This window comes from Microbacterium proteolyticum, from assembly GCF_029639405.1.
In the GTDB taxonomy this organism is placed as follows: Bacteria; Actinomycetota; Actinomycetes; order Actinomycetales; family Microbacteriaceae; genus Microbacterium.
Genome location: NZ_CP121274.1, coordinates 1,575,696 through 1,588,234, shown reverse-complemented (window position 1 = coordinate 1,588,234; position 12,539 = coordinate 1,575,696). Strand labels below are relative to the sequence as shown.

Sequence of the window (12,539 nt, the reverse complement as noted above, 5' to 3'; positions counted from 1 at the left end):
GCTTCCCGCGGGACCGGCCGGCGTTCGGGAGGCAGGCCCGAAAGAGACCGTTCTAGGAGACGGTCTCCACTGCCTCGGCCACCGGCACCAGATCGGCCGTGTGGTACGCGAAGACCAGGCGCGCCGGCACCGACCCCGCGAGCACTTCCTCCACCGAGCGGTTCACGTCCGCCAGATCGCGTGTCTCGGTGATGACCCGCGTACGCCCGAGCGCGTGCAGGGCGAACACTTCGGCGAGGTCCTGACGCGTCCCGACGATGGAACCGATGACGCTGATGCCCTTGAGCACGGTGTCGAAGATGGGGATCGTCAGTTCGCCGTCCGCCGGGAGCGACACGAGCACGAGCCGACCGCCCCGGTTCAGCGAGTCGAACGCCTGCCGGAACACGGTGGGCGCGACGGCGAGCACGATGACGGCGTCGGCGCCGCCGTACTGGCGGATCGCCTCGACCGGGTCCGTGGTGCGGGCGTTCACCACGTGGTCGGCGCCGAGCTCGCTCGCCAGGCGCAGCTTCTCGTCCGTGACGTCGACGGCGATGACCCTCGCCCCCACGAGACGTGCGTACTGCACCGCCAGATGCCCGAGCCCGCCGACGCCGAACACCGCGACGGTCTCCCCCGGCGTCACCTGGGCGTTCTTCACGGCGGCGTACGTGGTGACCCCGGCGCAGGTCAGCGGCGCTGCGTCGAGCGGCGTGACACCATCCGGGACCGGCACCGCGAAGCGCGCGTCGGCGAGCATGTACTCGGCGTAGGCGCCGTCCACCCCGTAGCCGTTGTTGTACTGCTTCTCGCAGAGGTTCTCGCGCCCGTCGACGCAGTAGCGGCACTCACCGCACGCGTGACCGAGCCACGGCATCGCGACGCGCTGGCCGACCGTGCGGCCGGTGACGCCGGCGCCGAGCTCTTCGATGATCCCCACTCCCTCGTGTCCCGGGACGAGCGGAAGGCCGGGCTTGACGGGCCAGTCACCGTTCATCGCGTGGATGTCGGTGTGACACAGCCCGCACGTCTCGAGCCGCACGAGCACCTGCCCGGCTCCCGGGCGGGGGATGGCCCGCTCCTCGACCTCCGCGGGCGAACCGAACCGATCGACGACTGCTGCACGCATGATCTCTCCTTGGATTCTGTGCTGATCCGAGTCTTCGCCGGTGATTCCCCGTTCGGCGGGTCGAAGGTCCCGTGGCGATCGCGCCGCCGGCGGGACGATCGGAACGAGCCGATCCCCGGCTCGGACGGAGGAGTGATGATGAACGGGACGATCGCGGTCGGAGTCACCGACGCGGCGGGTGCGCGGAGCGCGCTCCAGTGGGCGATCGAGCGCGCGGTCGCTCGACGGGAGCGGCTGCTGCTGGTGTCCGTCGTGGGCTCGGCGTGGGGTGTCGCCGGCGAGGAGACGCTCGTCGCACGCGCGCTCACGCGCGCCACGGCCCTGCTCGAGTACGCGGCCGAGCAGGCTCGGAACGCCGGGGTGGATGCCGAGATCCTCATCGAGCGCGGAGACCCCGTGGCGCGCCTGATCGCGGTGTCCGAGCGCGCCGACCTGCTCGTGCTGGGCAGCGACTTCGCCCGGGACGGTTCGCATCTGCGCGGGGTCCGCGGGGTGCGGATCACCGCCGGAGCCCACTGCCCCGTCGTGGTCGTCCCCGAGAACGACGTCGCGGGCCGTTCCGGCGTCGTCGTCGGGGTCGACGGGTCGGAGGCGTCCGAGAAAGCCGTGGCGTTCGCGGCCGCCGAGGCGGACCGGACGGGCGAGGCCCTCACCGCCGTCATGACCTGGTCGCCGGTGCCGGTGCCCTTCGAACTGGACGAGTACCCGCAGGACTACCTCGATCGGATGCAGTCCCTCACGACGGAGGATCTGGCGATCTCGCTCGCGGGCCTCCGGCAGGACTACCCCGATCTCGCGGTGTCCACCGTCGTCGAGGCCGGGTACCCCACGGGTGTCATGCTGCGGACGGCCCGCTCCGCCCGACTCCTCGTCGTGGGCAGCCACGGACGCGGGCCCCTGGCCCGGTTCCTTCTCGGGTCGACGAGTCAAGCGGTGCTGTCGCACCTGCCCACCGTCACGGCCATCGTGCGGTGAGCGGCGCGGCGACCGCTCACCGCAGGGCGGCGCCGGGCTCGGCCGCGAACGCCTCGAGCGCCGCGATCACGGCATCCGGGAGCGTCGCCTTGCTCGCCTCGACGGCGTCGTCGACCTGGCTCGGCCGCGATGCGCCGATGATGGCGGTCGTCACCACCGGGTCGCGCAGCACCCAGGCGACCGCCAGCTGCGGGATCGACAGGCCCGCCTCGCGCGCGACGCCGTCGATGCCGCGGATGCGCTCGAGGTAGTCGTCGGTGAGGGCGCTGCCGTCCAGGAACCGGCTGTCGGCGGCGCGCGAGTCGGCGGGGACGGTGCCGTCGAGGTACTTCGCCGTCAGGAGGCCTTGCGCGAGGGGCGAGAAGACCGCGCTGCCCACGCCCAGCTCGCGCAGAGCCGGGAACAGGTCGGTCTCAGGGGTCCGGTCGAACAGCGAGTAGCGCGGCTGGTGCACGAACAGCCGCACGCCCTCTGCGGCGAGCAGTTCGTGCGCCCGGCGCGCGAGGTCGGCGGGGTAGTTCGAGATGCCGGCGTAGAGCGCCTTGCCGCTGCGCACGATGTCGGCGAGTGCGGTCGTCGTCTCTTCCAGCGGCGTCTCGGGGTCGGGACGGTGCGAGTAGAACACGTCGACGTGATCGGTCCGCATACGCGTCAGGCTCTGCTCGAGGGAGCGGACGAGGTACTTGCGCGACCCGCCGTCGCCGAAGGGGCCGGGCCACATGTCGTAGCCGGCCTTGGTCGAGAGGAACAGCTCGTCACGGTAGGGGCGCAGGTCGCTCTCGAACACGGTCCCGAACGTCGTTTCGGCGGCGCCGTACGGAGGGCCGTAGTTGTTGGCGAGGTCGATGTGCACGACGCCGCGATCGAACGCGTGCAGCAGTATCTCGCGCTGCGAGTCGAGCGTGCGGCCGCTGCCGAAGTTCTGCCACAGCCCCAGCGAGATACGGGGCAGACGGATGCCGCTGGCCCCCGCGCGCGCGAACGGGACGTCGTCGTAGCGGTCCGTCGACGCCACGAAAGCGGAGGTCAGGCGGGGGTCATCGGCGGCGATGGGCATGGTGCTCCTCGGGGCTCAGGGGGCTCACGTCCACTCTGGCATCCGAGGCGCCCTCCTCGCTCCCCTTCCCGCGCACGATGACGGCGTCAGTGCGGCGCGCCGCCGCGCGGCGCGAGACCCGCGATCGGGTGCGGCGACCGCGCCGACGCCGGCAGGGACTCGTCGCTCGGTCGGAAGATCCGTGCGCGCAGCGGGTCCTCCTCCCCGCCCTCGGGGCGCTCTGTGAAGCGGCGGCCCGCGACGCTGCGCGGCAGGATGCGGACGACGTACGGCTTCGGCGCCGGGCTCATCGATCGCAGCCCGGTCGCACGCGTGCGGCGGATCTCGGCATCCCGGTCCACCCGGAACGCGTGCCCGAGGACGACGACGCTCCATCGGTCGCCGGCATCCTCTCCGTCGATCTCGAATGCGACGGCCGGCCGCGAGCGCAGGTAGCGCAGCTTGGCGTCCTCGGCGCTGCGGACGTAGAGCACACCGTCGCCGGTGGCGTAGTTCACCGGGTAGATCCGCGGCTCGCCGGAGGCGTCGACGAGTGCCAGGCGCCCGAGACGCTGCGATTCGAGCAGGCGCCAGCATTCCGCGGGTCCGAGCTCGACGACGGCCGCGGCGGGGTTCTGATCGTGGGTCATGAGGGACCTCCTTCTCACAGTCCAGCGCGCGCCGACCGGGATCGACGGGTCGAAGGTCCCCTGATCTGGTCAGACACCGGCACCGGTCGTAGATTGAAGCGGGGAGAGGGGTGCCGGATGCCGAGCGAGGATCCCGCCGCCGTCGCCGCGGAGCCACCGTCGTCTTCGCAGGACCGCCTGAGGGGGCTCCTCCGAGCGGTGGAGACGGTGGTCGGTGAGATCGAGCTGCCCGTCGTCCTGCGTCGCGTCGTCGAAGCGGCCGTCGAACTGGTGGATGCCGAGTACGGGGCGCTCGGGATCATCGCCGCCGATCGCTCCTCCCTGGATCAGTTCATCCACGTCGGCCTCTCGACCGAGGACGCGGATGCCATCGGCCACCTCCCCCGCGGTCGCGGTGTGCTCGGCGCGCTGATCGCTCACCCCGAGCCCATCCGACTCGACCGCCTCGGGACGGATCCCCGGGCGGCCGGCTTCCCGGCCCACCACCCGCGGATGGAGTCGTTCCTCGGGGCGCCGATCCGTGTGCGTGGCGAGGTGTACGGGAACCTGTACCTCACGAACGCACGGCGGGGCTCGTTCTCGGCGGAGGACGAGGAGCTCGTCCGCGCTCTGGCATCCACCGCGGGTTTCGCGATCCAGAACGCTCGACTGTTCGACGAGGCCCGCACCCGGGCGACGTGGATGGCGGCGACGGCGGAACTGTCCGCGGCGATCCTCTCGACCCCGCCGGACAACGTGTACGACCTGCTCGCGGGACGTGTCGCCGACCTCGTCGAGGGGAGCCTGGTGAGCGTTCTCGTCCCGGTCGAGGGGACGGCGGCGCTCCGTGTCGCGGCCGCCCGCGGCCCGCGCGAGGAAGACGTGCTGGGCACGACCGTCGAGGAGACGGCGACCATCGCGGGCGCCGCGATCGAGGAGGACGGCGTCCGGGTCGCCACCGTCGCCGCCGGGGAGCACCCCGACCCGGCGTTGCTCCGGGTCGAGCACGAGACCGGTCCCGCGATCGCCGTACCCCTGCGCACGCGGCACCGGACCCGCGGCGTGCTGTGCGTCGCACGGGCACCCGGCGAGCGCGGGTTCACCGCCGTCGAACTCGAGGTGCTCGGCAGCCTCGGTGCGCAGGCGAGCATCGCGGCGGAACTCTCCCGCGCGCGTGGAGCTCAGCAGCGGGCGATGCTCACCGACGAACGGGCGCGGATCGCGCGGGACCTGCACGACCACGTCATCCAGCAGATCTTCGGGGCGGGCCTCACGCTCCAGTCGATGGCCGCCACGGTGGACGACACGCGCCAGCGGGATCGCGTCGACGAGGTGATCCGCCAGCTCGACGATGCGATCACCCAGATCCGCACCGTCGTGTTCGCCCTGTCGGCCCGCGACGGGAGCTCGCTGCGCCACCGTCTGATCGACGTGGTCGCCGAGGTGTCGGGTTCTCTCCGCCGGCCGCCCGCGCTGCGGTTCGCCGGGGCGGTCGACCACGCGATCCGCGACGCGCTGGCCGACGATGTCGTCGGCGTTGCGCGGGAGCTGCTCACCAACAGCGTGCGCCACGCCGGTGCCGACACCATCGCCCTGGACGTCGGGATCACGGGGCGGGACGTGTCCGTCGTCGTCACCGACGACGGAACGGGGATCCGCGACGAACGACGCAGCGGCCTGGCCAACCTCACGCAGCGTGCCGCCGCACGCGGGGGCTCGATGACCCTGGACACCGGCCCGGACGGCACGCGCGCCGAGTGGCGCGTTCCGCTCGAGGACACCGAGGAACGGAGATCGACCCGATGACACGCGTCTTCCTCGTCGACGATCACGAGATCGTCCGGCGCGGCCTGTCCGACCTGATCGACGGCAGCCCGGGTCTCGAGGTGGTGGGCGAAGCGGGCACCGTCCGCCAGGCGCTCGCCCGCATCGAGGCGGCCCGGCCGGACGTGGCCGTGCTCGACGTGCGCCTGCCCGACGGCAGCGGGATCGACCTGTGCCGGCAGATCCGCTCGTCGATGCCCCAGGTCGCGTGCCTCATCCTCACGGCCTACGACGACGACGCCGCCACGTACGCCGCCGTGCTCGCGGGGGCGGCCGGATACCTGCTGAAGAACATCGCTGCGATGCGGCTGCTCGAAGACATCCGCGCCGTCAGCACCGGCCGCATCCTGCTGAACGGCGCGGCCGCGGCGCGGGCCGCGGCGAGCCTGCGCGACGGCTCCCGCGACGACGACCCCCGCTGGGGGTCGCTGGGGATGCGGGAGCGGCAGGTGCTCGCGCTCATCGCCGACGGTCTCACCAACCGCCAGATCGGCGAGCGCCTGGGGTTGGCGGAGAAGACGGTGAAGAACTACGTGTCCTCGCTGCTGCTGAAGCTGGGGGTGGAGTCGCGCACGCAGGCGGCCGTCCTGCGCCTCGGCCACCCGGACCTCTGATCCGCGGGACCTTCGGCCCTCCCGAGCACCTCCGCCCGCTCCTACGCTCGGGGCGTCCGGAGGGAGTCACACCATGGAACGAATGGTGCTGGGGTTCGATGGCAGCCCCGCGTCCGAGGCAGCCCTGGAGTGGGCGGCGGAGAGGACCCGCGGCGAACGGTTCGAGGTGGACCTCGTCCTGGTCACGAACATGTTCCTCGCCGACCGCGTCGAAGCGGATCGGATCCTGGATGCCGCCGTCCGGCGGTGGCGGGCCCTGGCGCCGGATGCGCCGGTCGACGTCTCCCGGCTCGACGGCACGATGCCCGCGACGCTGACGAACGCGGCCCGCGGCGCCGGCCTGCTGGTCCTCGGGATCCAGACGGGATCGCGCATGCGGTCGGTCCTCGGCGGATGGATGCCGCTGCGCGCGGCGCTCCGATCCGGCGCGCCGACGGTGCTGGTGCCCGCGGGGTGGGCCGGCGGCGACGATCCGGTCGTCGTCGGGTTGGACGACGACGACTCATCGGAGGATGCCCTCCTCTTCGCGGCGGCGGCGGCGTCATCCGCGGACGTGCCGCTCCGCGTCATCCATTCCTGGCTCATGGGCGGATCGCACGTGCGGGGCGCCACCGCGCTGCAGCCGAGCCCGCACCGGGTCGCCGATGAGCACGCCCGGATCCTGGATGCCGCCGTCGCGCGCATCCACGCGGACTTCCCCGACCTCGAGGTCCGGCCGGAGCTGGTGCGGGACAACCCCACCTCCGCGCTGACGCGCGCCGCGCGGCGTTCGAGCATGATCGTGATCGGGTCGCACGGGCGCGGCCTGGTCAGCGGTGCTCTGCTCGGCTCCGTGGGACTGGATCTCGTCGGGAGTCTGGACCGACCGATCGGCGTGGTGCCCGTCTCCCCGCGCGGCGTCTGAGCCCGTCACCGGCGGGCGGATTGGCTCACGCGCCTTTCGCCGGGAAGCTCGCCGAGGGCACCACCGCGATGGGGCATCCGGCACGCCACAGGAGGTCGCGGTCGACCGAGCCGACGTACGCCCCCGACAGGACGCCCTCGCGGTGGGTGCCGACCACGATCATCGCCGAGCGCGGCGCCTGCTGCAGAAGGGCGGACGCAGGGTCTGCGCGCACCAGATCCTCCTCGATGTGGAGGGCGGGGAAACGCCGGTGCACGGATCGGACGGCGGCGTCGAGCAGCTCGCGATGCTCCTCGAGGATGCGTTGCGGCTCCACGAGCAGCGCCGCGGCGCCGTCGACCGAGGGCTCGGGCAGGCGCCAGGCGTGCACGATCCGGAGCCGGCCGGAGGTCGCCTCCGCCTCGCGCGCGGCGAACGTCAGCGCCTCCGCCGACGACACGTCGTCCTCGAGCCCGACGGTCACGGCGCCGGGCCGCGGCGCCCACCCGGCGGGCACGATGCACACCGGCGGCCCGGTTCGCGCGATGACCCGCACGGGCAGCCACCCGCCGAGGGCAGCACGGACGGGATGCTCCGGATCGACCCCGATGACGAGGAGGTCCGCGTGCGCGGAGACCTCCGCCAGCGTCTGCGCGACGCCGCCCTGCGCGCGGTGATACGTCGCGCTCTGCTCGGGGACGGCGGCCCGCAGCACCCGACGGGCGTTCGCGAGCGGATCCTGCTGCGGCGTGGTGTGCGCCTCGGCCGGCCCCACCACGTGGACCACGTCGACCTCGGCCGCCCGCTGGATGCACCGGTCGACCACCCACGCGAGCGCGGACCGCGCCGCGGCGCTGTCATCGACCCCGAGAACGATCTTCTCCATGGGACCCTCCCATCGTCCCGCACGCTACGCGTCGCCCGCCCCGGCGCGGGGGACGAAGGTCCCGCGGGAGAGCCGCGGGTGCGCCCCGACCTGCGATCCTGAACGGATGACTCCGCCCGAGAAGGAAGGTCTCCCCGTGGCATCCGCATCCACCGTGCTCGACCGGATCGTGGCGTCGGTCGACGAAGAGTCGCTCGGCGCGTACGGCGTCCACGTCGCCGTCGGAGACGACGTCGCGGAGCACCGATGGCGCAGCGACGATCGCGTCAACGTCTACTCGGTGTCCAAGGGCGTGAGCGCCCTGGCCGCGGGGATCGCCGCCGACGAAGGGATCCTGTCGCTCGACACCCGCGTCGGAGAGATGCTGTCCGACCTGCAGCTCGGCGCGGGCGTCGAGGCGGTGACCCTGCGGCACCTCCTGACGATGACCAGCGGCATCGACTTCGCGTGGTTCGGCCGCGAGCCGGCGCCCTGGTCCGACCTCGCGCAGGAGATGCTCCGCCGCCCGACCCGGGGTCCCGGCACGGTCTTCCAGTACTCGGATGCCAGCACCTACGTGGCCATGCGGATGCTCGGTGCAGCCGTCGGCGACGTGCGCGACTGGCTCCTCCCCCGCCTCTTCGATCCCCTCGGCATCGACAACCCGCAGTGGCACCGCTGCCCGCGGGGCTGGATCGTCGGCGGGAGCGGCCTCGAGCTGCGCACCGGAGAGCTGGCGCGGATCACCCGCGTGCTCCGCGACCGGGGCCTCTGGCGGGGCGAACGGATCGTGAGCGCCGAGTGGGTGGATGCCATACGCTCGACCGACGTCGACACCGGCGGCGAGGGCGACTTCGCGCGCTACGGCCTGGCGACCTGGGCCGGGCCGGGCGACGGCTGGCGCCTCGATGGGCTCTACGGCCAGTATGTCTACGTCGCGAACGACCGGTCCGCCGCGGTGACGATCACGGCGCACGAGGAGACGCGCGACCACCGGCTCGTGGAGATCGCCGCGGCGGCGCTCCGGGGGTAGACGTCGCGGCCCGCACTAGAGTCGGGCCTGTGGACTCCCCCGCGCCTTCTCCGCACGCGGAGTACGACCGCTGGATCGCGCGACGGGAGCGCTGGGGCGCGTGGTGGCGACGATTCGGCCAGATCGCGTTCTACGTCGTCGGCGGCATCCTGGCGATCGCCTTCGCGGCGCTGTTGGTCGCCAGCCTGATCGATCTCGGTCAACCGCGCATCTGGGGGACGTTCACGCAGGCGGGCTGCGAAGAGCGATTTCGGGGCGGCTGCCGCCCCTACGGGACGTGGGTCAGTGACGACGGCACCCTCGTCCTCCACGATGTCGATCTCGACGGCGGGACCGACGAGTCCGGCACCGCGCGAGCCAGCTACCAGCCCACCGCGCTGCTCGGCCACGATGTGGTGCACGTGCCCCTCCTGTCCGGCATCGGGCCCTGGCTGATCGGCGGCATCCTCATCTGGTGGGTCGGCTACATCCTCTACAAGGCCGGAACCTGGGGAGATGTCCCCCGTCCCCGCAGCCGCTGGCTCGGCGGACCCGGACCTCGGCGACGCCAAGGATCACTCGGCATCCGCGGATCTTTCCGGCGCCAGTATCGGCAGTCCCTCGAACACGGCCCGCGCGGAGCGCCATCGACGGACAGCGAGGCGCCGTAACGCAGATCAGCCCCGCTCGAAAGCGGGGCTGATCTGGTGAAAATGGCGGTGACGGTGGGATTTGAACCCACGGTAGGGGGTTACCCTACACAACTTTTCGAGAGTTGCACCTTCGGCCGCTCGGACACGTCACCGCCGACCAGCTTACGACACTCGGCGGTATGCCGCGAATCCGAGCGCCCCCAGCCGCCGGTATCCACTCCTCCACCGTCGAGAAACCCCCTGGCAGGGGTCCCACCCGGATGCCAGGATCGAGCCATGAGCGTGATCGAGAACTCCAAACTGACCGTCGTCGGCGCGGGAAGCGTGGGGGCCAGCGTCGCGTACGCCGCCCTCATCCGCGGATCGGCCCGGCACGTCGCCCTCTACGACATCGCCGAGGCGAAGGTCGAGGCCGAGGTGCTCGACCTCGCCCACGGCACGCAGTTCACCGGATCGAGCGACATCACCGGCGGCAGCGACGTCTCGGTCGCCGAAGGGTCGCACGTCGTCGTCATCACCGCCGGCGCGAAGCAGAACCCCGGCCAGACGCGCACCGAGCTCGCCGCGACGAACGCGGGGATCATCCAGCGCATGATGCCCCAGCTGCTCGAGGTGGCGCCGAACGCGATCTACGTCATCGTCACCAACCCGTGCGACGTGCTCACCGTCCTCGCGCAGCAGGCGACGGGGCTGCCCCGGGAGCGGATCTTCGCGTCCGGCACGGTGCTCGACACCTCGCGCCTGCGCTGGAAGATCGCGCAGCGCGCCGGTGTCGCCACCTCGAGCGTGCACGCCTGGATCGTCGGCGAGCACGGCGACACCGAGTTCCCGCTGTGGTCGACCGCGACGATCGGCTCGATCCCGATCACCGAGTACGACCTCCCCGACGGCACCCGCTTCGACGAAGCCGAATTGGATGCCATCGCCATCGACGTCCGCGACGCGGCCTACAAGGTCATCCAGGGCAAGGGCGCGACCAACTACGCGATCGGGCTCTCCAGCGCGCGCATCGTGGAGGCGATCCTGCGCGACGAGCACGCGATCCTCCCCGTGAGCACCGTGCTGCAGGACTTCCACGGGATCACCGGCATGGCGCTGTCGGTGCCGTCCATCGTCAGCGCGCAGGGCGCGGTGCCCCTGACCGGGACGCCGTTCTCCGACCGGGAGCTGACGCTCCTGCGCCGCTCCGCCGACGCCCTGACGACGGTGGCCGAGTCGCTCCGCGACTGAGCGCCCGGGGGCTCGCGTCGGCGCCCGCGTCGTGCCGGCGCGGGGGCCCGCGTCGGCGCCGGCGTCGTGCCGCCCCGGGGCTCGCGTCGGCGCCCGCGTCGTGCCGGCGCGGGGGCCCGCGTCGGCGCCGGCGTCGTGCCGCCCCGGGGCTCGCGTCGGCGCCGGCGCCGGCGCGGTCCGACGCCCGGTCGGGTGCCTGTCCTCGATAAACGCGATCCGCGACGAGAAACGCGCCGTCACCGCGTTTATGCCCGCGGATCGCGTTTATCGGGATGCCGCCGACACCCTGCGCCGACGATGTCGGAGGGCCCGCGTAGCCTGGGCGCATGGCATCCCGTCGCCCCTCCCCCACGGCCGCTCCGTACCGGTGCACCGAGTGCGGATGGACGACGCTGAAGTGGGTCGGCCGGTGCGGCGAGTGCCAGTCGTGGGGCACGGTCGTCGAGGCGGCCGAGCAGACGGGCATCACGCGGTCGGTCACTCCGGTCGCGCCCGGCGCCGCGCGCGCGGCCCGGCGCATCACCGAGATCGACACGCAAGACGCCCCTCGGCGCACGAGCGGTGTCGGCGAGTTCGACCGGGTGCTCGGTGGCGGCATCGTGCCCGGTGCCGCGATCCTCTTGAGCGGTGAGCCCGGCGTCGGCAAGTCCACGCTGCTGCTCGAGGTCGCAGCACAGAGCGCCCGCGCCGGTCGCCGTGTGCTCTACGCCAGCGGCGAAGAGTCGGCGGCGCAGGTGCGCCTCCGCGCCGAGCGCACCGGTGCCCTGCACCACGAACTGTTCCTCGCCGCCGAGACCGACCTCGCCACGATTCTGGGGCACATCGATCAGGTCGAGCCCGAGCTGCTCATCGTCGACTCCGTGCAGACCGTGTCGTCCGCGCTCAGTGACGGAGCGGCGGGTCAGCCCGCGCAGGTGCGGGAGGTGGCATCCACGCTCATCCGGATCGCGAAGGAGCGGGGACTCCCCGTCGTGATCGTGGGTCACGTGACGAAAGACGGCACGATCGCGGGGCCGCGCGTTCTGGAGCACCTCGTCGACGTCGTCTGCCACTTCGAGGGCGACCGGCAGACGTCGCTGCGATTCGTCCGAGCGCTGAAGAACCGCTTCGGCCCGACCGACGAGGTCGGCTGCTTCGACATGACCGGGAGCGGCATCGCCGAGGTCAGTGACCCCAGCGCGCTGTTCCTCGGGCACGGCGACCCCGAGCCCGGTACATGCGTCACGATCGCGATGGAGGGGCGCCGCGCGCTGCCCGTCGAGATCCAGGCGCTCACCGTGAAGCAGTCGGCGCCGAACCCGCGCCGCATCGTCAACGGTGTCGATTCGTCCCGCGTGGCGATGGTGCTCGCCGTCCTCGAGAGCCGCATGGGCGTCTCGCTGTCCGACAAAGACGTCTACGTCTCGACGGTGGGCGGGGTGCGCCTCGTCGAACCCGCCGCCGATCTCGCGATCGCGATCGCCGTGGCCAATGCCGTGCACAACCGTAAGGTCTCGAAGCGGCTCGCCGCGATCGGCGAGCTGACGCTCACCGGCGAGATCCGCAACGTCACGCAGGCGGCGCAGCGTGCGTCCGAGGCCGCGCGCCTCGGGTACCACACGGTCCTCGACTCGTCGTCGCGCAAGCTCGCGCAGGCGCTCAACGAGTTGAAGGTACGCGGGATGCCACGCGAGGAGGCCGTACCCGAGTTCTGAGACTCACCCCACC

General features: G+C 72.4%; 12 protein-coding genes and 1 tRNA gene. 8 read left to right on the top strand and 5 right to left on the bottom strand.

Annotated elements, in window-relative coordinates:
- Positions 1 to 52 precede the first annotated feature (52 nt).
- Complete coding sequence (adhP, locus tag P8R59_RS08170) at positions 53 to 1,111, bottom strand: alcohol dehydrogenase AdhP (protein WP_278103526.1); 1,059 nt, start codon at positions 1,109 to 1,111, stop codon at positions 53 to 55.
- A gap of 138 nt (positions 1,112 to 1,249) precedes the next feature.
- Here adhP and P8R59_RS08165 point away from each other — a divergent pair, with 138 nt between their 5' ends.
- Positions 1,250 to 2,086 (top strand): universal stress protein, encoded by an 837-nt coding sequence (locus P8R59_RS08165; RefSeq protein ID WP_278103525.1) that lies wholly within the window; start codon positions 1,250 to 1,252, stop codon positions 2,084 to 2,086.
- 16 nt (positions 2,087 to 2,102) lie between these two features.
- Here the strand turns inward: P8R59_RS08165 and P8R59_RS08160 are convergent, their stop codons facing one another.
- Together P8R59_RS08160 and P8R59_RS08155 are read right to left on the bottom strand one after the other, a co-directional pair.
- Positions 2,103 to 3,143, bottom strand: coding sequence for an aldo/keto reductase (locus P8R59_RS08160; RefSeq protein WP_278103524.1), 1,041 nt, complete (start codon positions 3,141 to 3,143; stop codon positions 2,103 to 2,105).
- Positions 3,144 to 3,229: 86 nt separating this feature from the next.
- On the bottom strand, positions 3,230 to 3,772 hold the full coding sequence (locus P8R59_RS08155) for a pyridoxamine 5'-phosphate oxidase family protein (RefSeq protein WP_278103523.1): 543 nt from the start codon (positions 3,770 to 3,772) through the stop codon (positions 3,230 to 3,232).
- Positions 3,773 to 3,889: 117 nt separating this feature from the next.
- Here P8R59_RS08155 and P8R59_RS08150 point away from each other — a divergent pair, with 117 nt between their 5' ends.
- The 3 genes from P8R59_RS08150 (at position 3,890) to P8R59_RS08140 (ending at position 7,093) form a co-directional block, all read left to right on the top strand.
- Positions 3,890 to 5,557 carry a sensor histidine kinase gene (locus tag P8R59_RS08150; protein WP_278103522.1) on the top strand — a complete coding sequence of 556 codons (1,668 nt, stop codon included), beginning with the start codon at positions 3,890 to 3,892 and terminating at the stop codon, positions 5,555 to 5,557.
- Positions 5,554 to 6,189, top strand: a complete 636-nt coding sequence (locus P8R59_RS08145; RefSeq protein WP_077050778.1) for a response regulator — start codon at positions 5,554 to 5,556, stop codon at positions 6,187 to 6,189. Before P8R59_RS08150 ends, P8R59_RS08145 begins: the two co-directional genes overlap by 4 nt.
- 73 nt (positions 6,190 to 6,262) lie before the next feature.
- The gene (locus tag P8R59_RS08140) at positions 6,263 to 7,093 is read left to right on the top strand and encodes a universal stress protein (RefSeq protein WP_278103521.1); all 831 of its coding nucleotides are present in this window, start codon (positions 6,263 to 6,265) and stop codon (positions 7,091 to 7,093) included.
- A gap of 25 nt (positions 7,094 to 7,118) precedes the next feature.
- Here P8R59_RS08140 and P8R59_RS08135 read toward each other — a convergent pair whose 3' ends face one another.
- A complete protein-coding gene (locus P8R59_RS08135) occupies positions 7,119 to 7,958 on the bottom strand; it encodes a universal stress protein (RefSeq protein WP_278103520.1) in 840 nt (279 codons plus the stop codon).
- Between the two features lie 106 nt (positions 7,959 to 8,064).
- Between P8R59_RS08135 and P8R59_RS08130 the strand changes: the two genes are divergently transcribed.
- On the top strand, positions 8,065 to 8,970 hold the full coding sequence (locus tag P8R59_RS08130) for a serine hydrolase domain-containing protein (RefSeq protein ID WP_431606882.1): 906 nt from the start codon (positions 8,065 to 8,067) through the stop codon (positions 8,968 to 8,970).
- A gap of 29 nt (positions 8,971 to 8,999) precedes the next feature.
- The gene (locus P8R59_RS08125; protein ID WP_278103519.1) at positions 9,000 to 9,620 is read left to right on the top strand and encodes a hypothetical protein; all 621 of its coding nucleotides are present in this window, start codon (positions 9,000 to 9,002) and stop codon (positions 9,618 to 9,620) included.
- A gap of 43 nt (positions 9,621 to 9,663) precedes the next feature.
- Here P8R59_RS08125 and P8R59_RS08120 read toward each other — a convergent pair.
- Positions 9,664 to 9,754 (bottom strand) — tRNA-Ser (locus P8R59_RS08120).
- 124 nt (positions 9,755 to 9,878) lie between these two features.
- On the opposite strand from P8R59_RS08120, the gene P8R59_RS08115 reads away from it, so the two are divergent.
- Together P8R59_RS08115 and radA are read left to right on the top strand one after the other, a co-directional pair.
- The gene (locus P8R59_RS08115; RefSeq protein ID WP_278103518.1) at positions 9,879 to 10,832 is read left to right on the top strand and encodes an L-lactate dehydrogenase; all 954 of its coding nucleotides are present in this window, start codon (positions 9,879 to 9,881) and stop codon (positions 10,830 to 10,832) included.
- Positions 10,833 to 11,158: 326 nt separating this feature from the next.
- Positions 11,159 to 12,526 carry a DNA repair protein RadA gene (gene radA / locus P8R59_RS08110; protein ID WP_278103517.1) on the top strand — a complete coding sequence of 456 codons (1,368 nt, stop codon included), beginning with the start codon at positions 11,159 to 11,161 and terminating at the stop codon, positions 12,524 to 12,526.
- The last annotated feature ends 13 nt before the right edge of the window (positions 12,527 to 12,539 follow it).

Excerpts from the sequence above, each read along its gene's own strand:
- adhP (WP_278103526.1), bottom strand. The coding sequence starts at position 1,111 with ATGCGTGCAGCAGTCGTCGATCGGTTCGGTTCGCCCGCGGAGGTCGAG.
- P8R59_RS08165 (WP_278103525.1), top strand. The coding sequence starts at position 1,250 with ATGAACGGGACGATCGCGGTCGGAGTCACCGACGCGGCGGGTGCGCGG.
- P8R59_RS08160 (WP_278103524.1), bottom strand. The coding sequence starts at position 3,143 with ATGCCCATCGCCGCCGATGACCCCCGCCTGACCTCCGCTTTCGTGGCG.
- P8R59_RS08155 (WP_278103523.1), bottom strand. The coding sequence starts at position 3,772 with ATGACCCACGATCAGAACCCCGCCGCGGCCGTCGTCGAGCTCGGACCC.
- P8R59_RS08150 (WP_278103522.1), top strand. The coding sequence starts at position 3,890 with ATGCCGAGCGAGGATCCCGCCGCCGTCGCCGCGGAGCCACCGTCGTCT.
- P8R59_RS08145 (WP_077050778.1), top strand. The coding sequence starts at position 5,554 with ATGACACGCGTCTTCCTCGTCGACGATCACGAGATCGTCCGGCGCGGC.
- P8R59_RS08140 (WP_278103521.1), top strand. The coding sequence starts at position 6,263 with ATGGAACGAATGGTGCTGGGGTTCGATGGCAGCCCCGCGTCCGAGGCA.
- P8R59_RS08135 (WP_278103520.1), bottom strand. The coding sequence starts at position 7,958 with ATGGAGAAGATCGTTCTCGGGGTCGATGACAGCGCCGCGGCGCGGTCC.
- P8R59_RS08130 (WP_431606882.1), top strand. The coding sequence starts at position 8,065 with ATGACTCCGCCCGAGAAGGAAGGTCTCCCCGTGGCATCCGCATCCACC.
- P8R59_RS08115 (WP_278103518.1), top strand. The coding sequence starts at position 9,879 with ATGAGCGTGATCGAGAACTCCAAACTGACCGTCGTCGGCGCGGGAAGC.
- radA (WP_278103517.1), top strand. The coding sequence starts at position 11,159 with ATGGCATCCCGTCGCCCCTCCCCCACGGCCGCTCCGTACCGGTGCACC.